The 19,253-nt window shown below is 72.8% G+C and carries 19 protein-coding genes; 10 read left to right on the top strand and 9 right to left on the bottom strand.

What is annotated here, in order from left to right; translation table 11 throughout:
* Positions 1 to 19 precede the first annotated feature (19 nt).
* The 3 genes from ACWIX3_RS10025 to ACWIX3_RS10035 are packed head-to-tail and all read left to right on the top strand — an operon-like array spanning position 20 to position 3,657.
* On the top strand, positions 20 to 1,282 hold the full coding sequence (locus ACWIX3_RS10025) for a RuBisCO large subunit C-terminal-like domain-containing protein (protein ID WP_448611924.1): 1,263 nt from the start codon (positions 20 to 22) through the stop codon (positions 1,280 to 1,282).
* Positions 1,282 to 2,568, top strand: a complete 1,287-nt coding sequence (locus tag ACWIX3_RS10030; RefSeq protein ID WP_448611925.1) for a four-carbon acid sugar kinase family protein — start codon at positions 1,282 to 1,284, stop codon at positions 2,566 to 2,568. The genes ACWIX3_RS10025 and ACWIX3_RS10030 overlap by 1 nt, the downstream gene beginning before the upstream one ends.
* 39 nt (positions 2,569 to 2,607) lie before the next feature.
* Entirely contained in the window at positions 2,608 to 3,657 is a 1,050-nt protein-coding gene (locus ACWIX3_RS10035) for an alcohol dehydrogenase catalytic domain-containing protein (RefSeq protein ID WP_448611926.1), read from the top strand.
* Between the two features lie 929 nt (positions 3,658 to 4,586).
* Here ACWIX3_RS10035 and ACWIX3_RS10040 read toward each other — a convergent pair.
* Positions 4,587 to 6,137, bottom strand: coding sequence for a M6 family metalloprotease domain-containing protein (locus ACWIX3_RS10040; RefSeq protein WP_448611927.1), 1,551 nt, complete (start codon positions 6,135 to 6,137; stop codon positions 4,587 to 4,589).
* Between the two features lie 452 nt (positions 6,138 to 6,589).
* Here ACWIX3_RS10040 and ACWIX3_RS10045 point away from each other — a divergent pair, with 452 nt between their 5' ends.
* Positions 6,590 to 7,237 carry a uridine kinase family protein gene (locus ACWIX3_RS10045; RefSeq protein WP_448611928.1) on the top strand — a complete coding sequence of 216 codons (648 nt, stop codon included), beginning with the start codon at positions 6,590 to 6,592 and terminating at the stop codon, positions 7,235 to 7,237.
* A gap of 39 nt (positions 7,238 to 7,276) precedes the next feature.
* Here ACWIX3_RS10045 and ACWIX3_RS10050 read toward each other — a convergent pair whose 3' ends face one another.
* Positions 7,277 to 8,290, bottom strand: coding sequence for a class I mannose-6-phosphate isomerase (locus tag ACWIX3_RS10050; RefSeq protein ID WP_448611929.1), 1,014 nt, complete (start codon positions 8,288 to 8,290; stop codon positions 7,277 to 7,279).
* Between the two features lie 313 nt (positions 8,291 to 8,603).
* Between ACWIX3_RS10050 and ACWIX3_RS10055 the strand changes: the two genes are divergently transcribed.
* The 4 genes from ACWIX3_RS10055 to ACWIX3_RS10070 all read left to right on the top strand — a co-directional run bounded on the left by ACWIX3_RS10055 (position 8,604) and on the right by ACWIX3_RS10070 (position 13,492).
* Positions 8,604 to 9,569 carry an ABC transporter substrate-binding protein gene (locus ACWIX3_RS10055; RefSeq protein WP_448611930.1) on the top strand — a complete coding sequence of 322 codons (966 nt, stop codon included), beginning with the start codon at positions 8,604 to 8,606 and terminating at the stop codon, positions 9,567 to 9,569.
* 32 nt (positions 9,570 to 9,601) lie between these two features.
* Entirely contained in the window at positions 9,602 to 11,161 is a 1,560-nt protein-coding gene (locus tag ACWIX3_RS10060) for a sugar ABC transporter ATP-binding protein (RefSeq protein WP_448611931.1), read from the top strand.
* A complete protein-coding gene (locus ACWIX3_RS10065; protein ID WP_448611932.1) occupies positions 11,158 to 12,156 on the top strand; it encodes an ABC transporter permease subunit in 999 nt (332 codons plus the stop codon). The genes ACWIX3_RS10060 and ACWIX3_RS10065 overlap by 4 nt, the downstream gene beginning before the upstream one ends.
* A gap of 367 nt (positions 12,157 to 12,523) precedes the next feature.
* Positions 12,524 to 13,492, top strand: a complete 969-nt coding sequence (locus ACWIX3_RS10070; RefSeq protein WP_448611933.1) for a bile acid:sodium symporter family protein — start codon at positions 12,524 to 12,526, stop codon at positions 13,490 to 13,492.
* A gap of 10 nt (positions 13,493 to 13,502) precedes the next feature.
* On the opposite strand, the gene ACWIX3_RS10075 is transcribed toward ACWIX3_RS10070, so the two are convergent.
* The gene (locus ACWIX3_RS10075; RefSeq protein WP_448611934.1) at positions 13,503 to 13,850 is read right to left on the bottom strand and encodes a hypothetical protein; all 348 of its coding nucleotides are present in this window, start codon (positions 13,848 to 13,850) and stop codon (positions 13,503 to 13,505) included.
* A gap of 102 nt (positions 13,851 to 13,952) precedes the next feature.
* Positions 13,953 to 14,246: a flagellar FlbD family protein gene (locus ACWIX3_RS10080; RefSeq protein WP_448611935.1), complete on the bottom strand. Its 294-nt coding sequence runs from the start codon at positions 14,244 to 14,246 to the stop codon at positions 13,953 to 13,955.
* A gap of 144 nt (positions 14,247 to 14,390) precedes the next feature.
* Between ACWIX3_RS10080 and ACWIX3_RS10085 the strand changes: the two genes are divergently transcribed.
* Together ACWIX3_RS10085 and ACWIX3_RS10090 are read left to right on the top strand one after the other, a co-directional pair.
* Entirely contained in the window at positions 14,391 to 14,933 is a 543-nt protein-coding gene (locus ACWIX3_RS10085; RefSeq protein ID WP_448611936.1) for a class I SAM-dependent methyltransferase, read from the top strand.
* A gap of 107 nt (positions 14,934 to 15,040) precedes the next feature.
* Positions 15,041 to 15,739 (top strand): response regulator, encoded by a 699-nt coding sequence (locus ACWIX3_RS10090; RefSeq protein WP_448611937.1) that lies wholly within the window; start codon positions 15,041 to 15,043, stop codon positions 15,737 to 15,739.
* A 46-nt stretch (positions 15,740 to 15,785) separates the two neighbouring features.
* On the opposite strand, the gene ACWIX3_RS10095 is transcribed toward ACWIX3_RS10090, so the two are convergent.
* The 5 genes from ACWIX3_RS10095 to ACWIX3_RS10115 form a co-directional block, all read right to left on the bottom strand.
* Complete coding sequence (locus tag ACWIX3_RS10095; protein ID WP_448611938.1) at positions 15,786 to 16,454, bottom strand: hypothetical protein; 669 nt, start codon at positions 16,452 to 16,454, stop codon at positions 15,786 to 15,788.
* 28 nt (positions 16,455 to 16,482) lie between these two features.
* Entirely contained in the window at positions 16,483 to 17,076 is a 594-nt protein-coding gene (locus tag ACWIX3_RS10100) for a TasA family protein (protein WP_448611939.1), read from the bottom strand.
* A gap of 180 nt (positions 17,077 to 17,256) precedes the next feature.
* Entirely contained in the window at positions 17,257 to 17,919 is a 663-nt protein-coding gene (locus tag ACWIX3_RS10105; protein ID WP_448611940.1) for a response regulator, read from the bottom strand.
* Positions 17,916 to 18,518, bottom strand: coding sequence for a signal peptidase I (locus tag ACWIX3_RS10110; protein WP_448611941.1), 603 nt, complete (start codon positions 18,516 to 18,518; stop codon positions 17,916 to 17,918). The genes ACWIX3_RS10105 and ACWIX3_RS10110 overlap by 4 nt, the downstream gene beginning before the upstream one ends.
* 28 nt (positions 18,519 to 18,546) lie before the next feature.
* A complete protein-coding gene (locus tag ACWIX3_RS10115) occupies positions 18,547 to 19,140 on the bottom strand; it encodes a TasA family protein (RefSeq protein WP_448611939.1) in 594 nt (197 codons plus the stop codon).
* Between the last annotated feature and the right edge of the window lie 113 nt (positions 19,141 to 19,253).

The raw sequence follows: 19,253 nt of genomic DNA on the forward strand, positions 1-19,253 counted from the left end.
CCGATCGGAGGACCCCGACATGCGTGACCCCCGCCGTATCCGCTGCACCTACTACATCGAGGCCGTCGACGTCGCACGCGCCGCGGCCGCTCTCGCCGGCGAGCAGTCGAGCGGGACCTTCATCGCCGTCCCCGGAGAATCCGACCGGATCCGCGAGCGCCATGCGGCCGAGGTCGTGGAGATCCGCGAGCTCGGCGAGTGCGCGCCCTCCCTGCCGTCGAGGCGCCGGCCGGAGCGGGTGACCGCGGCCGAGGTCGTCGTCGAGTTCCCGATGGTGAACATCGGTACCGACATCGCGACCCTGCTCACCGCGGTCGCCGGCAACCTCTTCGAGCTCGTCGAGCTGTACGCCTGCCGGCTGCAGTCGATCGAGCTGCCCGACGAGTTCGTCGCGGCCCACCCCGGCCCCGCCTTCGGCGTGGCGGGCACCCGCAAGCGCATGGGCGTGCCGGACGGCGTGCTGATCGGCACGATCGTCAAGCCGAACGTCGGCCTGCTGGAGGACGAGTTCCGCGGCGTGGTGCGCGAGCTGGCCCGCGCCTCGATCGACCTCATCAAGGACGACGAGCTGATGACCGATCCGGCGTACCTCCCCCTGGAGACCCGCGTCCGCGTCGCGCTGGAGGAGATCGGGGACGCCGAGCAGGTCACCGGGCACCGGACGATGTACGCCTTCAACATCACCGGGGACCTCGCCGGCCTCCAGCGCCGTCACGACCTGGTGGTCGAGGCGGGCGGGAACTGCGTGATGCTCAACGTCCCGGTCATGGGCCTGCCGGCGCTCGCGTGGCTGCGCGGCTTCGCCCAGGTGCCCATCCATGGCCACCGGGCCGGACTGGCCGCCTCGATGCGCTCCCCCGCCCTGGGGGTGGACTTCACGGTCTGGCAGCAGCTGGCCCGCCTGGCCGGTGCCGACCACGTCCACGCCAGCGGGCTGGGCAGCAAGTTCTACGAGCGGGACGAGCAGGTCGCGGCGAACATCCGCAGCCTGCAGGCGCCGCTGGGGACCACGATCGCCCCGCTCCCGACGCTGTCGTCCGGGCAGAACGTGCACACGCCGGGTCCGACGTTCGCGGCGGTGGGGTCGACCGATGTGCTCATGCTGGCCGGCGGCGGGATCGCCGGCCACCCGGACGGGCCGGCCGCCGGTGTCCGCAGCCTCCGCCAGGCGTGGACCGCGGCGGTGAGCGGGAACCCGTTGGCGGACGCGGCCGCGGCGCACGCGGCTCGTGGCGACTCCGCCCTCGCACACGCGCTGCAGACCTTCCCGGCAGGTGCCTGATGGCCGACATCGGGTTTCTCGCCGACGACCTGACGGGCGCCAGCGACGTCCTCGCGCAGGCGCACGCCCACGGGCTCGACGCCATGCTGGTCCTCGACCCCGGACGGTCGACGCCGGACGACGCCGACGTCGTGGGCATCGCCGGACCGGCCCGCTCGCTGGCCGGCGACGCGCTCGACGAGGCGGTGCGGTCCGGCCTCGCCCCGCTGGCGTCCCTGGATCTGTCCGTGCTGCTCTACAAGGTCTGCTCCACGTTCGACTCCTCGCCTACCGTCGGCAGCATCGGGCGGGGGATCGAGCTCCTGCACGAGCGGTTCCCCGGACACGGACCGGTGCCCGTCGTCCCCGCGCAGCCCGGCTTCGGTCGCTACACCGCCTTCAGCCAGCACTTCGGCGCCTACGCGGGCGAGGTGTACCGGCTCGACCGGCACCCCGTGATGGCCCGCCACCCGTCCACGCCGATGCGCGAGGCCGACCTGCGGCTGGTTCTGGCCGAACAGCTCGCGAGCCGGCGTCCCGTCCCCGGCCTGCAGCTGCCGGCCCACGCCGACGGAACCTTCGACGACCGGTGGGCGCAACTGCGTGAGGCGGCCGGCACCGAGGCCTTCGTCGTGGACGCCGTCGACGAGGCGCAGATGGACACCGTCGCCAAGGTCCTGCTCCGGGACGCTCGTCCCGCCGAACCGGCGCTCGTCGTCGGTTCCGGGGGCATCATGGCCGCGCTGGCCCGCCTCCGTGGCGGCGCCCCCCGTAGACCACCGGCTCCCACCGCCTCCCGTGGCCCGACGCTCGTCGTGTCGGCGTCCGCGTCCACCACGACCGCCGGCCAGATCGCCGACGCCGTCCGGCACGGCTGGGTCGACGTCCCGATCCCGGCCGGGGACTTCGCCGGCGACGTCACCGGAAAGCCGTGGTCGGCCGCCGTCGAGGCGGCACTCCGGGCCGGCCGGGACGTCGTCGCCCACACCACGCAGGGTCCCGACGACCCCCGGCTGAGCGCCGGCTCGGTCACCGCCGCCGAGGTGGGCGGGACCATCGGCCGGCTCGCCGGCGACCTGGCCCGCCGGGGACTGACCCGGGATGTCGTCGTCTGCGGCGGCGACACCTCCAGCCACGCCCTGCTGGCCATGGGGGTCGGCGAGCTGCGGGTCAGCGAGCAGTTCGTCACCGCCGGACCCATCTGCACCACCGATGACGCGGCGGCCGTCGCCGGCTGCCGCGTGCTGCTCAAGGGCGGTCAGGTCGGACCCCCCGACCTGTTCCGCCGCTTCGCCGGCCTCGTCTGAGCCGCGCGGGACACCCCACCGATCGATCAGGAGGACACCATGAAGGCCGTCGTCAAGCACGCAGCCGAGCGCGGCATCCAGGTCCGCGAGGACTGGGCCGAGCCCGTGGCCGGCGCCGGGCAGGTGCTGCTCGAGGTGGCCGCCGCCTCGCTGTGCGGCACCGACCGCGAGCTCTACGAGTGGACGCCCTCGGCACAGGCGTTCGACCTCACCCCGCCGGTGGTCCTCGGCCACGAGGGCTCCGGGACGGTGCTCGCCGTGGGCGCGGGCGTCGAGAACGTCACCCCCGGCGACCGGGTCGCGCTGGAGAGCCACCTCATCTGTGGCCGGTGCTACCCGTGCCGGACCGGCAGCGCGCACACCTGCGAGCGGACCGGCATCCTCGGCATGCACATCGACGGCGTCTTCGCCGAACGCGTCGCCGTCCCCGCGGGCATCTGCGTGCCGCTGCCCGAGTCGGTGTCGCTCGAGACCGGCGCCCTGCTGGAGTCGGCCGGGGTGGCCATGCACGCCGTCCAGAGGTCCGGCTACGCCGTGGCCGGGCAGTACGTCCTGGTCAACGGCTGCGGGCCCGTGGGTCTGGTCATCGCACAGATCGCCCTCGCCCTGGGAGCCGCGGCCGTCGTCGCCGTGGAACCCAACCCGTTCCGCCGGAAGCAGGCGGAGTCGATCGGCGCCCGGGTGCTCGACCCGTCGGACGACGTCGTCGGCGTGTGCCGCGACCTGGCCGGCCGGCGCGGCGGCTTCGATGTCGCGTTCGAGGTCTCCGGCGTGCGCGGAGTGCTGCCGCCGCTGCTGGAGGCGCTGCGGCGGGAGGCCACGCTGGTGACGGTCGGACACCCGAGCGAGCCGGCCGCGATCGACATCGCGGCGTTCGTGAACAAGAAGGGCATCACCCTGCGCGGCATCTTCGGCCGCCGGCTCTGGGACACCTGGGAGCAGTTGCTGGTCCTGCTGCAGTCGGGTCGCATCGACCTCGACTGGCTGATCACCCACCGCCTGTCCCTCGACGAGGCCGAGGCCGCGGTCGAACTGCTCACTGGTGATGCCGGGAAGGTGCTGCTCGTCCCGAGCACGAACCGACGGTGATCCAGCGGGGTCGGGCCAGCACCCCGCCGGCCCGACCCCGTCCGCGCTGACGGACCAGCTCGTGGTGGTTGCAGTTCTGGTTGCAGTTGCCAGGGATCCACGGCTGTTCACCTCCGTCCGCTGCCGTCCCGGACCCCTGTGAATCTGCTGCTGAGGGCGTCGTTGCGAACGTCGGCGGATGTCTGCGAACGCGATCACGACGGCCTGGCAGTGTGGGGGTCAGGGGTTCAAGTCCCCTCAGCTCCACCCCGATGACCAGGCCGTCCCCCGTTCCGGGGGGCGGCCTGAGTCGTCTCTGGTGCCGGCGTGGTGGCCACTGGCGCGGATGCGGTGCCAGGTCGGTCCAGAGCGCGCTTCCCATGCGGTCTGCCGCGTCGCGGCCGAGGGCGGCATCACACGTGGCTGCAGGTGTCCGTCGTCGTCTGCATCTGTGCTCGATCGGCCGACCGTTGGGCTGGGCGAAGACCGAGTCGTGGTCCTGCCACAACGGGCCGGCGGCGATGCGCTCCTCGAGTCGGGCTGCCCGGTGAGCCCGGAGCGCCTCGACGAGTGGGGCGGGCAGGGCCACGGTCCGGCGGCTGCGGTCCGCCTTCGGCTCCTCGTAGACGAGGCCCTGCCCGCCGACGCGGTGCAGGCCGAGACGAACGCTCAGCGCGCCCTTCTCCGGGTCGACGTCCGCCCATCGCAGGCCGAGGGCCTCCGACTGCCGCAGTCCCACGGCCAGCGCGACGGTCCGTCGGGCGGAGTTGCGGTGGGTCTGAGCGGCCGCGATCACCTGTCGGGCTTTCGTAGCGCTGAGGGGGACGCAGGTGCAGCCGGATCGTGCTCCGGTAGCTCTCCAGCGTCCGTGCCCGGACCTTCCGTGCGGCGATGTTCCCCAGCGGTGGTCGGCGCGGACCCGCTGCACCCGGGTCCGCGCCGACGACCGCTCACGTCCCCACGGTGTCAGCCACGTCGGAGACCGCCTGCCTCGGCAGCACGGCGCCCTTCGTCCGCACGGTCATGCTCGCGGCGGGGGCGGAGATCGCCTCGATCTCCAGACCCGAGGCTGTCCCGTCCCACCACCTGCTGCTGGGTGTCGTCCCGCTGCCGAAGGTCGGGGCGGTCGGTCCGCCGTGGAGGTCTCCGCTGTCCCCGGCGTTGACTCCGCGCTCCAGGTCGAAGCGGCCATCCGCCTGCTCGAGCGAGAGCTCGTAGTGCTTTGCCGGTGTCATCTGCTCGTTGCTGTTCTTTCCGTTCTCGTCCACGTGCCAGATGGCTAGTCCGGCGTCCGGCAGATGAGCGTCGCGGCCCGACTGCTGCCGGTTCTCGAGGATGAAGTACTCGGTCGCGTTGCGACTGTGGATGAGGAAGTGGTTGGTGCCGGCCGCGACGGTGACCATGGATCCTGGGGTGAGCTTCGTGAGCTTGCTGGTCCAGGCCGCCTCGTTCTTCAGGTAGGCGTCCACCTGCACCGGGTTGGTGTCGGATCCGCCGTAGCACATGAGGCTGTAGTGGCCGACCCCGTGGCTCTCCCCGCCGTAGTCGTAGAGGTCCGGGAAGTCGCAGACCATGTGCCCGTTCTCGTGGCAGAAGGTCCGCAGCGTCAGCTGGGAGCCCATGTCGGTGATCTGGTAGTCGCTGAACTTCTTGCCGGGAGCGACCTGGTACGGGCTGCTCAGGGACGACTGGTGCGGCCACAGTCCCTCGCCCCAGTTGTTCACCCTCGGGCCCGCGTAGAAGATGTTGAGCGCGTAGATGAAGCCCGAGCTGTCGCTCGTGAGCTTGGAGAAGTCGTAGCCGCCGGACTTCAGGGCGGTCAGCGCCTCGACGATGAGTTCCCGCGCACGGACGCCGAACGGCACCGTCCGGTCGGTGTAGTAGCTGCGATTTCGAGCGGTGGTGTAGTAGGCGGTGACCTGGTTGGTGTAGCGGAGCCTCCCATCCGACACCTGCCGGAAGTAGTCGTGGACCGATCCGTTGTTCCCGAAGCCGGTGTAGCCGGGCTGGTTGCAGAAGTCGGTCACCTGCTGGCGGGTGATGGTGCCGGGGACGTCCCGGAACTGCACGAGGATGCACAGGCCGACGTAGTCACCGACGGGCGCGGCCGCCTCGGCGTCCGATTCGGCCTCGGACGTGTCCTGGGACTGCCTGCGTTCCCGCCGCTGGGCCCGGCGCACCTCCCACCGCCGCTGCGGCTCCTCGTCGAGAGCCGCCTCGGCCCGCCTGCGACCGGTCGTGCCAGGTTCGCGCAGGTGCTGGGGCAGCCCCGCCGTCTGTGGGTCCCCTTCTCCCACGCGGGTGCCGGACGGGAGCAACTCGCTCCCGTCCTCGGACAGGACGGCGTAGTGGTAGTAGCCGCTCTGGGGGTCCTCGACCACGGTGTAGCCGTCGAGCGTCTCGAAGACGGCCTGGAACTGGTTGCCCCAGCCGCGGACGGTGAACTCCGTGCCGTCCGGGTTCGTGAAGCGGAACTCCTGGCCGTCGAAGGGGAGTGGCATGACGCCTCCTGTGCGTGGTGAGGGATGCAGATGTCGAGGCGGACCGCGTGATCGCCGTCCGTCACCCGGCAGAGAGGGCGGTGTGACCGCCCGGGGCGAACTCTCTCGGCGGAACGTCACGGCACCATCACGGGCGGATCACCGGTCCTACAGCGCCGGCACCGCACGAGGACCCGCAACCCACGTCGACGACACGGGTGACTCGGCGGGGACGCCGCGCACTGTGGCGCTGCTCGACGCGGAGCCAGGCTCAGGAAGCGGTGGGCGTCGATCATCACGCTCTACCCGGGTGGACACCGAACAGGGGGCGAGCACGTGGAGCGGTGGACCCGCTCGCCCCGTCCGTCGACCGTGGGGGCGACGGGTCGTGGGCGAACTGGCGCGCGCAGGCATCTCCGAGGTTGGGCAGGATCGACACAGGCGGGGAAGCTGACCACGTGACGACGGAGTCCATGGCACTGGAGCAGGGCGAGCCTCCAGCGGGCCCGTGGCGGGTCGTGCCGCTGAGCGCTCTGGCCGAGCAGCTCATATCAGCGGCTGGTTCGCCCGGAGGCCGGCCCCGCATCATCGCGATCGACGGCCGCGGTGGAGCCGGGAAGACGAGACTCGCTGAGCAACTCCTGGCCCGTGTTCCGCGATCGGCCGTCGTGCACACGGATGACCTGGCCTGGCACCAGTCGTTCTTCGGCTGGGCCGGGATGTTGGCCGATCACCTGCTGGAGCCGCTGCGTGCAGGAGCGTCCGTCGACTACCGCCCGCCCGCCTGGGCCGAGAGGGACCGCCCCGGATCGATAGCCGTGCCCGCTGGACTGGACGTGGTGTGGGTCGAGGGGTCCGGTGTGCTTCGCCGGGAGCTGGCGCCGCTGCTGGACGCGTCGGTGTGGATGCAGGTCGATCGCCGCGAAGCGGAACGCCGGCTCCTCGCTCGGGATGGTGACTCGCCGGCTCAGCTCCAGCTCATCGAGGACTGGGCGCGCGAAGAACACCCGCTCATGCTCGAAGAGCAACCCTGGAAGCACGCCACTGTCGTGGTTGCCGCGGGGTCGGCCCTGGTCGACACGCCGCCCGCGCACGTGGCCATCGCAGCGCCGGTGCTCTGAACGCGGTGAGCAGCTGGGTCGTTGACGCGACTCCCCGTGTCATCCGGTGTGCGCTGGCCGTGCCTGCGGCGGCCGGCACCACAGCGCTTCGAGGTCGCCGTCGATCACCAGGGAACCGGCCTGGTACGGGACGAGCACCGTGTGCCCGGCGCGGACCGGCAGGTCACGGCCTTCGTCCGCCTGGCGCAGGTCCCCCTGGCCGCGGGTGATCACGAGTACGGCGAAGCCGGCGTCGAGGACGGCGCCGGCCGCGACTCGGTCGACCCGGAAGAAGTCCGCCGCCCGCTCCGGCAGGACGGGACCGGTGCCCACCCGGCGCGACACCAGGTCCTCGATCTGCTGGGCGGAGTAGTCGGTGAGGTCGGTCGCCCCCAGTGCCAGGTCGAAGCCGAGGCCCAGGTGCCCGTCACGCTCACCGTCGATGGCGAAGCCTCGCCACTCCAGGAGTATCGACAGGTCCTCGGGCTCCTGGACCTCCACCAGGAAGTTGCCGGCGCCGATCGCATGCGGCATCCCGGCCGGGACCAGGACGGCGTCACCGGTGGAGACCTCGAACTGGTGCATGGCCGCCAACAGGTTCCCGACGTCCTGCTCGTGCACGAGTCGCCTGAGGTCGTCCGGCGACAGGCGGTCCTTGAAGCCCAGGTGCATGGTGCCCCCTCGGAGCACCACCCAGGCCTCGGTCTTGCCGTGTGCGCGGTGCAGGTGATCGGCGGCGAACGTCGCGTCGGGGTGGATGTGCACGGGGAGTCGCTGACCGGCATCGAGCAGCTTCGTCAGCAGCTTGGTGTCGGCGCCGAACCGAGCGGTGTGCCGGGGCCCCAGCCACGCCGACGGGTCGTCGGCGATCGCGTCCCGCAGGAACCGTCCGTCGGGCAGCACGGACAGGCCCAGCGAGGGCTCGCCGAAGAGCGTCGTGGTGGCCCCCACCCAGTCCTCGGGGATGTTGCCGCCGTGCCAGGGCAGTTCGCGGAAGGCGGCGATCTGCTCGCCCCCGGCATAGAAGCGGTCCGGGGGCTGGTTGGCCGCGAGGACGATCGGGGTGAAGGCCATGGGACTCCCTCGGTCCAGGTGTCGGGCGGACGGTCTCCGATCCCGTCAGCAGGGTCTCCGATCCCGTCAGCAGGGAGGACGTCCACCCCGATGCGAGCGGGGCGGGTGTTCGAGCTCCGGCGGGTCGGGGACGGACGCGACCACGCGGGCCGGCGCGACGTGCTCGCCGGAGGCCGTGGCAGCCGGATGACTCCGGTCGCGGGGTTCCGGTGTCGTCAGCTGCCTGCCGCCCCTACCCTGATCGCCGCATGGGGACTCCGACGCCGGGCGTCCGAGTTCACGACTGAGTCGACGTTCGCAACGGAGGAAGACGATGCTGTCCACCTCGCGGCCACGGGTGATGCCCGCAGCTCTCATCATGACGGGTGCGCTGGCGCTGACCAGCTGCACCAGCGGAGACGCCCCTGCGGCCGGCGGGGGCGGCGGCGGGGGCGAGATCGAGATGGTGGGCCTGATGCTCCAGGACATCTCGAACCCCTTCTTCGCCGTGATGCAGGACAGCATGCAGCAGGCTGCAGAGCAGGACGGCTTCCAGGTGAACGTGCAGGACGGGCGTCAGGACCTCGGCCAGCAGAACGACCAGGTCGACGCGCTCATCCAGCAGGGTGCCGACCTGATCCTGCTCAACGCGGTGGACAGCGCCGGCATCGCCTCGGCCGTCGCGCGCGCTCAGGCGGCCGGCATCCCCGTCGTCGCCGTGGACGTGGACGCCCAGGGCGCGGACGCCGCCGTGACCACGGACAACGTGGAGGCCGGCCGGCAGTCCTGCCAGGCCCTCGTCGACGAGATCGGCGGCAGCGGCAACATCCTCATCATCGAGGGCACTCCCACCTCGGCCCCCCAGGACCGCGTGAAGGGGTGCGAGGAGGTCCTCGCCGCCAACCCCGGGGTCCAGGTCGTGGGTCGTCAGGCCGGCAAGAACGATCGCGACAGCGGCCTGCAGCTGGCCACGGACATGCTGACGGCCAACCAGGACGTGCGAGGCATCTTCGCGATCAACGACCCGGAGGCGCTCGGCGCCGATCTCGCGGTGCAGCAGGCGGGCCGCAGCGGGATCGTGATCACCGGCGTCGACGGTTCTCCGGAGGCCGTCAAGGCGCTGCAGGACCCGAACTCGAACTTCTACGCCACCCCGGCGCAGGACCCGGGCGGCATGGTGCTGGAGGCGCTGGAGGTCGGGCGCGGGCTCGTGGCCGGCAACCCGCCGGCCGAGCGGATCACGCTGCTGGCGCCGGAGCTGGTCACCCGCGACACCGTGGGGTCCTACGAGGGCTGGTGAGTCGCCGTACCGACCGGCAGGAGGAGGTACTGGTGAGCGAGACGAGCCCGGCGGACCCGCTGCTCGAGGTCCGCGGCATCAGCAAGCGGTTCGGTGCGACCCTCGCCCTCTCGGACGTCAGCTTCGACGTACGACCGGGCGAGGTCCACGCCCTCATGGGTGAGAACGGCGCCGGCAAGTCGACGTTGATGAAGATCATCTCGGGGATCTACCACCCGGACGCAGGCCGGATCATGATCAACGGGGCTCCCGTCACCATGACGTCGCCCCGCGATGCCATCGCCGCAGGCGTGGCGATCATCCACCAAGAGCTCAACACCATCCCCGAGATGACCGTGGCCGAGAACCTGGCCATCGGGCACGAGCCACTGAAGTTCGGGGTGCTCGACCGCGCGGCGATGAACGAGCAGGCACGGGAGAAGCTGGCCCGGGTCGGCGCCGACATCGACCCCAGGCGCCCGATCGGGCGGCTCAGCGTCGGCATGCAGCAGATGGTCGAGATCGCCCGGGCCGTGGCCGAGGACGCCAAGGTCCTCGTGCTGGACGAACCGACGGCGGCGCTGTCCCGTACGGAGTCCGACCAGTTGTTCGCACTCATCCGCGCCATGCGCGCCCGAGGGATGGGCCTGATCTACATCAGCCATCGCATGGAGGAGGTGTGGGAGCTCGCCGACCGCGTCACCGTCTTCCGCGACGGCCACCTCATCGGGACCCGGGACATGCGGGGCGCGGGGCCGGACAAGGTGACCCCTGGTGACATCGTCCGGATGATGGTCGGTCGGGAGATCAACGACCTGTACGTGCACACCGACCGCCGTGCCGGCGACGTGCGGCTGGCCGTGCGCGACCTGACGGGACCCGGCGGGATAGGTCCCGTCTCCTTCGACGTGCGAGCCGGCGAGGTCGTCGGGATGGTCGGCCTGATCGGGGCCGGCCGCACCGAGGTGGCCCGGCTGATCTACGGCGCCGATCGCAGGACCGGGGGCACGGTCACGCTCGACGGCGAGGCGCTGCAGGTGGCGAACCCGATCGATGGGCTCCAGGCCGGAGTGGGCCTGCTGCCCGAGAGCCGCAAGGACCAGGCGCTGTTCCTGGACCTGACGGTCAAGGACAACATCAGCATGTCCACGCTGGGTGGGTTCAGCAGCGCCGGCGTGATCCGGGGTGGCGCCCTGACCAAGGCCGTCCGCGGTGTCATGGAGCAGCTGAAGGTCCGCGCGAACGCGCTGGGCCTGGAGTCACGGGCCCTGTCGGGCGGGAACCAGCAGAAGCTGGTGCTCGGCCGGCTGCTGCTGCAGAAGCCCAAGGTCCTGATCCTGGACGAGCCCACACGGGGGGTCGACATCGGCGCCAAGAGCGAGATCTACCGGATCATCAACGACATCGCCGGAACGGGCGCGGCAGTGCTGGTCATCTCCTCGGACCTCCCCGAGGCGCTGGGCATCAGCGACCGCCTCCTGGTCATGCGGCGCGGCCAGCTGGTGGCCGAGCTCGACGCGGGGACCGCCACCGAGGAGTCCGTCATGGAACACGCGACAGGTGTCTACGCAGAGGGCACCCCGTCGGTCCACGCAGCGGGGACGACAGCATGAGCGCCACTGCCACCGCCGACGTCGCTGTCGGCGCCAAGCCTCCCGGCAGGGGAGCCGCGTTCGGCTACTGGTGGGATCGCGTGGGCATCGCCCTCGTGCTCCTGCTGCTCATCGTGCTGATGGCCGTCCTGGCGCCGAACTTCCTGACCGTGGACAACGCGCTCAACGTCGCCCGCGCGGTGTCCATCAACGCGATCCTCGCCGCCGGACTGACGTTGATCATCCTGACCGGGGGGATCGACCTCTCCGTCGGTTCCATCGTCGCGGTCTCGGGGGTCGGCGGGGTGCTGCTGTGGAGCAGCGGCACCCCGACGCCGCTGGCCGTGCTCGGTGGGGTGGCGATCGGCGCCTTGGCGGGCATGGTCAACGGGGCCTTGGTGGCGTGGCTGGCCCTTCCTGCGTTCATCGTGACCCTCGGGTCCCTGACGGCCCTTCGAGGACTGGCGTACTCGATGCTCAACGGCCAACCCCTGGTGGCCAGCGAGCTGGGTTACCGGGGACTGGGCAACGGCAGCGTCGCCGGCATCCCGCAGCCGGTCGTCATCATGGTGGTCGTCTACGCCGTCATCTGGTTTCTGCTGGAGCGCACCAGGTTCGGCCGCCACGTGTACGCCGTGGGCGGGAACATGGAGGCCGCCCGACTGGCCGGCATCAACGTCAAGCGCATCCTGCTGACCGTCTACATGCTGGGGGGCGCGACCGCCGGCGTGGCCGGGGTGATCTTCTCCGCCCGGGTGCTCTCCGCCCAACCCACCGCGGGCACCGGGTACGAGTTGGACGCCATCGCCGCCGTCGTCCTCGGAGGGACGGCTCTGGCCGGCGGCCGCGGGCGCATCCTCGGCACGTTGGTCGGCGCCGTCATCATCGGCGTGCTGTCCAACGGCCTGGTCCTCATGAACGTGCCGTTCTTCTACCAGCTGATCATCAAGGGCCTCGTGATCATCATCGCCATCGCCCTCGACAGCCTGAAGCGGTTCGGTCGCGGAGGCACCTGATCTGCGGTCGCTGCCGGTCCCCGGGGCCATGCAGCCGACTCGGGCCGCTCTCCCGTTCGGGAGGGCGGCCCGAGTCGTCCCGGAGGCGGCAGGGCCGAGCTCGATGCGGGTGGGAGTGCATGACCTGGTGTGGCTGGGCGGCGGACGGGTGGCCCGCTCCGGGGGCGCGCCGGTGAGCGGCTGGGCGTCGGTCACCACGACGAACGTGCGTGCCGGATGGACGGCGAGCACCCCTCGCGCCGACGTGGGCGTCTCGGTCCACTTTGATCAGCTCGCCGCGACGGAGCCGACGGCCGGGTGGTGGTGGCGCCACCAGTACCGAGGCTGCCGTTGTCCGCTCGGCGGCCTGCTGTGAGAGTGGAGTCCCGTGGACGGCATCGCGGCACTCAGTGCGTTCGTCGGGCGTTGGTTCGCCCTGATCGTCGTCGTCGCCGGCGGCATCGCGCTGGCGACGCCGGACACCTTCGCCGGGGGCGCCGGGCTGGTGCCGTACCTGCTCATGGTGATCATGCTGGGGATGGGCATGACCCTGCGCGGGTCGGACTTCGCCGTCGTGGCGCGGCGGCCGTGGGCCCTGCTGCTCGGCGTCGCCGCGCAGTACGTCGTCATGCCGGGCGTGGCCTGGCTGCTGACCCAGGTGCTGGACCTGCCCCCGGCGGTCGCCGCCGGGGTGATCCTGGTCGGGGCCGCCCCGGGCGGGACGGCGTCCAACGTGATGGTCTACCTGGCGAAGGGGGACACGGCCCTCTCCGTGGCGATGACGTCGGTGTCGACCCTGCTGGCGCCCCTGTTCACGCCGCTGCTCGTCCTGTGGCTCGCGGGGGAGTACCTGCCGGTCGACGCCGGGGGCCTGTTCACCTCCATCGTGCAGATCGTGCTGGTGCCGGTGGTCCTCGGCCTGGTCCTGCGGCTCGTCGTCCCCCGGCTGGTCGCGCGCGTGCTCCCGGCCCTGCCGCTGGTCTCGGTGGTCGGCATCGCCGCGGTCGTGGTCGTCGTCGTGGCCGGCAGCGCGGACACCATCACGTCGGTCGGCTTCGTCGTCGTCCTCGCCGTCGTGCTGCACAACGGCATCGGCCTGGCACTCGGCTACGGCATCGCCCGGGGGTTCGGCATGGACGTCTCGGCGCGGCGCGCCGTCAGCATCGAGGTCGGCATGCAGAACTCCGGGCTGGCCGCCGGTCTGGCCACCGTGCACTTCAGTCCCGCGGCCGCGCTGCCGGCGGCCGTCTTCTCGGTCTGGCACAACGTCTCCGGCTCCCTGCTGGCCGGCTGGTGGGCCCGGCGGGACCCCGCCGGCCTGCCCGGCCGCGAGGAGGCGCTGCTGCGGGAACGGTGACGCGGGCGGGTCAGCCCACCTGCGCGCGGCGCTGCTCGCTGCGGTGCGTGCGGTGGTGCACCCACAGCACCAGGCAGCGCAGCGCGGCGTAGCCCTCGGCGGAGGCGTAGCCCTGCTCGAACCGGGCGGCCTCGACCAGTTCGTCGCTGTCGACGCTCCCGCCGGCGGCGAAGCGGTCCAACACGTCGCCGGACAGCGACGTGCTGCGGAACAGCCGCGCGATGCCCAGCGCCACCGAGTCGGACACGGTGAGGCTGAACGGCGGGTGCTTCATCGCCGCGCGGCGGTCGAGCAGCTGGACGACCTCGCTGTACACCTGCGCGTCCGTGGCCGGCAGCCCGCGGGCGGTGATCTTCAACGGCGTCTCCTCGCTGGTGCGGTGCCCGCTCGGAACATCGACCGCGCCGCGAGCGGTGTCGACCCCGGACGGGATGAGCCCCTCCCTTCGAGGGGGGCGTCGTCAGGGCAGCCGGATCGGCACCACGGGAGCGGGTGCGTGCGCCTGCGGCGGGACGTCGGAGCCTCGGCGGTCCATCGGGTCGGCGTCCTCACCGCGGTCGAGCACGTAGCAGGCGGCGATCACGCCGGCGCGGTCCTCGACGATCCGGCCGATGACCTGGTCGAGGCTCTCGCGGACGCAGTAGGAGCTGCCGTCGGTCGTGATCACCACGGTGTCCGCGCCGGCCTCGACCCGCTCGATGTGGTCGGGGTCCAGGCGGCAGTACTCGCCGGTGTGGCGGGTGAGGCCGATCATCGCGGTCCTCCGGCTGGGCGGGGCATCGGGCCCCGGCGGCTCCCTCAGGAGTGAGGTGCCGGTTGCTTCGACCCCGCGGCGCCCGGGGTTGAGCCCGCGCCGCACGGTCCGCCCCGTCGGGGTGAGAGCCCTACGGTGGGCGCCGTGGCCGCGTCGGCGCGACAGACCTGGGCCGCCGGCGTCGTCGCGCCGCAGCCGGGGGAGCGGGTGCTCGAGGTGGGCTGCGGACACGGTGTCCTCGCGGCCCTGCTGGCCGAGCGGGGCGGCGAGGTGCTCGCCGTCGACCGCTCGCCGACGATGGCCGCCGCGGCCGGTCGCCGGAACCGCGCGGCGGTCGAGGCCGGCCGGGTGCGGCTGCAGGCGGCCGCGCTGTCCGACGCCGACCTCGGGTCCGCCCCGTTCGACGTCGTCGTCGCCTTCGACGTCCGGGCCTTCTCCGACCCCGGGCAGGAGGCGACGTGGGACGTCGTCGACCGGGTGCTGGCACCCGCCGGCCGGGTCGTCGTGGCCTTCTCGGTGATGACGCCGGGCGCGGAGGACGACGTCGTCGCGACGGTCACCCGGCTCACCGGCGCCCGCGGGCTGGTCCTCGCCGCCGTGCACCGCCGGGCAGGGGCGGCGGGCATCGGCTCGGCCGCCGTCGAGCTGCGTCGTCGCGCCGCAGCCGCACCTCCTCCCTCCGGGTGACGCCGGCGCACCGCGCTCAAGGCGGCTCGGGCCACCGCCGATCACCCGGTCAGGTGACGCCCGCCTGCCGGTCGGCGTCGGTCGCCCATGCACGAGGAGGAGACGTCGTGTCCGAGCAGTCCGTGCTCGTCGTCGAGGACACCGAGGAGATCAGGGAGCTGGTCTGCACGGTCCTGCGCCGGGCGGGGATGGACGTCCGCGCGGTCGCGTCCGGCGCCGAGGCGCTGGCCGAGGTCCGGCGCGCGGCGCCCGACGTCGTCGTCCTCGACCTGGGCCTCCCGGACGCAGACGGCACCGAGGTGTGCCGGCAGATCCGCGCCGAGAGCGAGTGCTACGTCCTCATGCTCACCGCGCGGGCCGAGGAGGTCGACCTGCTCATCGGGCTGGCCGTCGGCGCCGACGGGTACATGGCCAAGCCGTTCTCACCGCGCGAGCTGGTCGCGCGGGTCCAGGCGATGCTGCGCCGTCCGCGCGTGCCCGCCCCGCGTCCCGCGCCGGTCGAGGAGTCGGTGCTCCGCCTCGCCGAGCTCGAGGTCGACGAGGACAGCCGCGAGGTCCGGGTGGACGGCGTGGTCGTCGACCTGACCCGAACGGAGTTCGACCTGCTCGCCGCGCTCGCCTCGCGCCCCGGCCGGGTGCTGCAGCGCGAGACGCTGCTGCGCGAGGTCTGGCAGACCGACTGGGAGGGCAGCGTCCGCCTGGTCGAGGCGCACATGTCCAACCTCCGCCGCAAGCTGCAGGCCGCAGGCCTGTCCTCGCCGTCGATCCGCACCGTGCGGGGGGTCGGCTACCGGCTCGTCGCCTGAGGGAGCACCGGCCCCTCGCAGGGCCCGGCCGCGGCCGTCGGTGCGGTCAGCAGCTGACGACGACGGTGGCCGAGGTGGCCGTCCAGCCGTAGTCGGTCAGCGTGTCGATCGAGACCCTGGGCCGGTACTGCAGGACGTCGGCGTCGTACTGACGGGTCATCGACGTCGCGATCGGACCGGGGTCGCCGATGGGGACGGCCCCGATGCTGGTGTGCGCGGTCATCCGGTACCCGGTCACGCGGGCCGACGTGCTGAGGTCCCAGCGCGCCGTCGCGTAGAGCTCGGTGTCCTTGGTGACGGTCGTGACCGTGACCTCGTCCGGTCCCGGGCCGTTCGTGGTCGTCTGCGTGGTGCCCCCCTCGTCGCCCCGGGCCGTCGACGTGGTCGTGACCGGCGTGGAGGAGGAGACGAGGGTCCGGTTGCCGAGGGAGTCGACGCGGTAGACGCGGCGCACCTCCGTCGCGGTCGTCTCGCAGCGGGCGTCCACCCGGACCTTCATGGCCGGCGCGACCGTGCCGGTGCCCACGCTCACCGACCGCAGCGCGGCGGAGTCGGAGAAGCCGGCCTTCGCGGCGGTGGTCCCGGTGCCGAGGACGGTGACGGCGAGCACGGCGAGCACGACCAGGGCCCGGGTGCCCCAGCGGCCGCGGTGAGCGGCCGCCGGCGGCAGCGTGTGGGCTGCCGCCGGGGCGCGGAGCGGGAGGACGGCGGTCATGGCGGTCTCCGGTCGGTGGTGGGGGTGGTCAGCGGGTGGTGGCGGCGCGCTGGACGCCGGAGAAGGTGAGGCTCAGGGTGCTGGTCTTGCCCTGGAAGTCGTTGCCGGCGGTGGTGGGCAGCGCGATGGTGACGGCCAGGTGGTCGACGCCGCCGGGGGTGAGGCTGGCCGCGCCGGGAACGGGGCGGTCGCCGATCGCAGAGCCGGAGTGCACGAGGGTCTCGGTGCCGCTGCAGGTGGTGGCCGCGCCGTTCTGGGTCCAGGGCACCGTGCAGGACTTGAGCGCCAGCTGCAGGCCGTTGGTCCTGTCGGTGGTGAGCACGGTGGGGGTGGTGGTGGTGACGCCCAGGTTGACCGAGGACAGCGGGCTGTTGCCGTCGTTGGTGAGGGTGACCGGGCGGGTCAGCGAGTCCCCGGGCAGGAAGCCGGCGGTGGTGGCCGGGATGGCGACCGGCTCGGAGAGGTTGATCGAGACCGTGCCGGAGGTGACCTGGGCCGAGATCGGGGTGGTGGAGTCGGTGAAGGTGCCGAAGGTGCCCAGGCCGGCGACCGCGGCGGCGGTGCCGATGACGGCCAGGGAGCCCAGGACCTTGCGGGTGGTGGCGGCGCGGTCGGTGCTCATCGGGAAACTCCTGCGTTCGGGGCCGGGATCGGGGTGATCCGGCGACAGGAACGACCCTGACCGCCCGACCGCAGGACACCCGCCCGCCGACCGCAAGGCATCCGCAAGATCGAGGACCGCCGTGCCCCCACCGGTGGCGGGCCCGCGCCAGGCCCCCCACCGACGGACCGGAGTCCTCTCTCAGCCGCCCGCGACGGTGCGCAGCTCGACGACGAGCTCGTGGGCGAGGACCCCGCGGCGGGCGTCCTGCGCGATGGCCCGGCAGACCGCGGCGACCTCGGGGTGGCCCAGCTGGGCGCTGGTGCCGGCGAGCGTGGCCGAGGCCCGGGCGAGTGCCGGGGCGTCCCCGGTCCGGGCGCCGTCGGCGATGGCGGTCAGCCGGTCGGGCAGCGCGGCGGCGTAGACCTCCTGCAGCCGGTCCATGAGCTCGGCGTCGGCGTCGGCTCCGGACACGTCCCCGGTGGCGGCTCGCTGGGGGCCCGGCGCCCGGCGGGCGAGCAGGCCCACCAGCAGGTGGGCGTCCACCGGCCTGGGCAGGCAGGCCAGGGCGCCGGCCTCGAGGGCGGCGGCCCGCACCGGGGCGCCGGCGTCGGCGGTCACGGCGAGCAGGTGGGCCCGGCTGCCGACCAGCCGCAGCCGGCGCAGCAGGGCCGGTGCCTCGCCGGCCGGGCCGTCCAGGTCGACGACCACCAGGTCCAGCTCCGCGCGGCGGGCCAGGCCGAGCGCCTCACGGGTGCCGGCGGCCTCCCGCACGTCCCACCCGGTCAGCTGCAGGAGGCCGGCGACCGGTGCCCGGCCGGCGGCGTCGGCGCCGACGACGAGAGCGGTCGGGACGGCGCTCACGACGCGTCGTCCTCGCGCGGCCGCCAGATGCTCAGCAGCAGCCAGCCGGCGAGCAGCGCGGGAGCGCCGTAGACGAGGGCGTGGTTGACCGCGGGGGTGCGGAGGGCGGTGATGAGGTGGCCGATCTCGGGGATGACGGCGCGGACCTGGTAGGCGGTGTCGCCCTGCAGGACGGCGCTCCACGGGTCGACGTGGTCGTTGGCGTCGCCCTTGGTCTGCACGGTGACGCTGCCGTCGGGGCCGTGCTCGACCGCGGTGACGCGGTGCGTGACGACCCGGTGGTCGTCGATGGGGATGTGGTAGCTGATGACCATGCCCGCGGTGACGTCGGTGACGGCCAGGGGGGTCGTGACGACGACGTCGCCGGGGTCGATACCCGGGGACATGCTGGCGGTGAGCATGGTCATGGTGCGGTAGCCCAGCAGGTGCGGGCCGACGGCCAGGACGGCGAAGGCAGCGACCGCCGCGGCCACCAGCAGCCGCACCGACCAGCGACCCACGAACGCCGCGGTGGAGCGCAGGACGCGCAGGGCGGCCGGGGCCGCCGGCGGCAGCGTGTGGGCTGCCGCCGGGGCGCGGAGCGGGAGGACGGCGGTCATGGCGGTCTCCGGTCGGTGGTGGGGGTGGTCAGCGGGTGGTGGCGGCGCGCTGGACGCCGGAGAAGGTGAGGCTCAGGGTGCTGGTCTTGCCCTGGAAGTCGTTGCCGGCGGTGGTGGGCAGCGCGATGGTGACGGCCAGGTGGTCGACGCCGCCGGGGGTGAGGCTGGCCGCGCCGGGAACGGGGCGGTCGCCGATCGCGGAGCCGGAGTGCACGAGGGTCTCGGTGCCGCTGCAGGTGGTGGCCGCGCCGTTCTGGGTCCAGGGCACCGTGCAGGACTTGAGCGCCAGCTGCAGGCCGTTGGTCCTGTCGGTGGTGAGCACGGTGGGGGTGGTGGTGGTGACGCCCAGGTTGACCGAGGACAGCGGGCTGTTGCCGTCGTTGGTGAGGGTGACCGGGCGGGTCAGCGAGTCCCCGGGCAGGAAGCCGGCGGTGGTGGCCGGGATGGCGACCGGCTCGGAGAGGTTGATCGAGACCGTGCCGGAGGTGACCTGGGCCGAGATCGGGGTGGTGGAGTCGGTGAAGGTGCCGAAGGTGCCCAGGCCGGCGACCGCGGCGGCGGTGCCGATGACGGCCAGGGAGCCCAGGACCTTGCGGGTGGTGGCGGCGCGGTCGGTGCTCATCGGGAAACTCCTGCGTTCGGGGCCGGGATCGGGGTGATCCGGCGACAGGAACGACCCTGACCGCCCGACCGCAGGACACCCGCCCGCCGACCGCAAGGCATCCGCAAGATCGA

This window comes from Geodermatophilus sp. URMC 60 (assembly GCF_053502585.1).

Coding starts and splice junctions, on each gene's coding strand:
- ACWIX3_RS10025 (WP_448611924.1), top strand. CDS start 20: ATGCGTGACCCCCGCCGTATCCGCTGCACCTACTACATCGAGGCCGTC.
- ACWIX3_RS10030 (WP_448611925.1), top strand. CDS start 1,282: ATGGCCGACATCGGGTTTCTCGCCGACGACCTGACGGGCGCCAGCGAC.
- ACWIX3_RS10035 (WP_448611926.1), top strand. CDS start 2,608: ATGAAGGCCGTCGTCAAGCACGCAGCCGAGCGCGGCATCCAGGTCCGC.
- ACWIX3_RS10040 (WP_448611927.1), bottom strand. CDS start 6,137: ATGCCACTCCCCTTCGACGGCCAGGAGTTCCGCTTCACGAACCCGGAC.
- ACWIX3_RS10045 (WP_448611928.1), top strand. CDS start 6,590: ATGGCACTGGAGCAGGGCGAGCCTCCAGCGGGCCCGTGGCGGGTCGTG.
- ACWIX3_RS10050 (WP_448611929.1), bottom strand. CDS start 8,290: ATGGCCTTCACCCCGATCGTCCTCGCGGCCAACCAGCCCCCGGACCGC.
- ACWIX3_RS10055 (WP_448611930.1), top strand. CDS start 8,604: ATGCTGTCCACCTCGCGGCCACGGGTGATGCCCGCAGCTCTCATCATG.
- ACWIX3_RS10065 (WP_448611932.1), top strand. CDS start 11,158: ATGAGCGCCACTGCCACCGCCGACGTCGCTGTCGGCGCCAAGCCTCCC.
- ACWIX3_RS10080 (WP_448611935.1), bottom strand. CDS start 14,246: ATGATCGGCCTCACCCGCCACACCGGCGAGTACTGCCGCCTGGACCCC.
- ACWIX3_RS10095 (WP_448611938.1), bottom strand. CDS start 16,454: ATGACCGCCGTCCTCCCGCTCCGCGCCCCGGCGGCAGCCCACACGCTG.
- ACWIX3_RS10100 (WP_448611939.1), bottom strand. CDS start 17,076: ATGAGCACCGACCGCGCCGCCACCACCCGCAAGGTCCTGGGCTCCCTG.
- ACWIX3_RS10110 (WP_448611941.1), bottom strand. CDS start 18,518: ATGACCGCCGTCCTCCCGCTCCGCGCCCCGGCGGCAGCCCACACGCTG.
- ACWIX3_RS10115 (WP_448611939.1), bottom strand. CDS start 19,140: ATGAGCACCGACCGCGCCGCCACCACCCGCAAGGTCCTGGGCTCCCTG.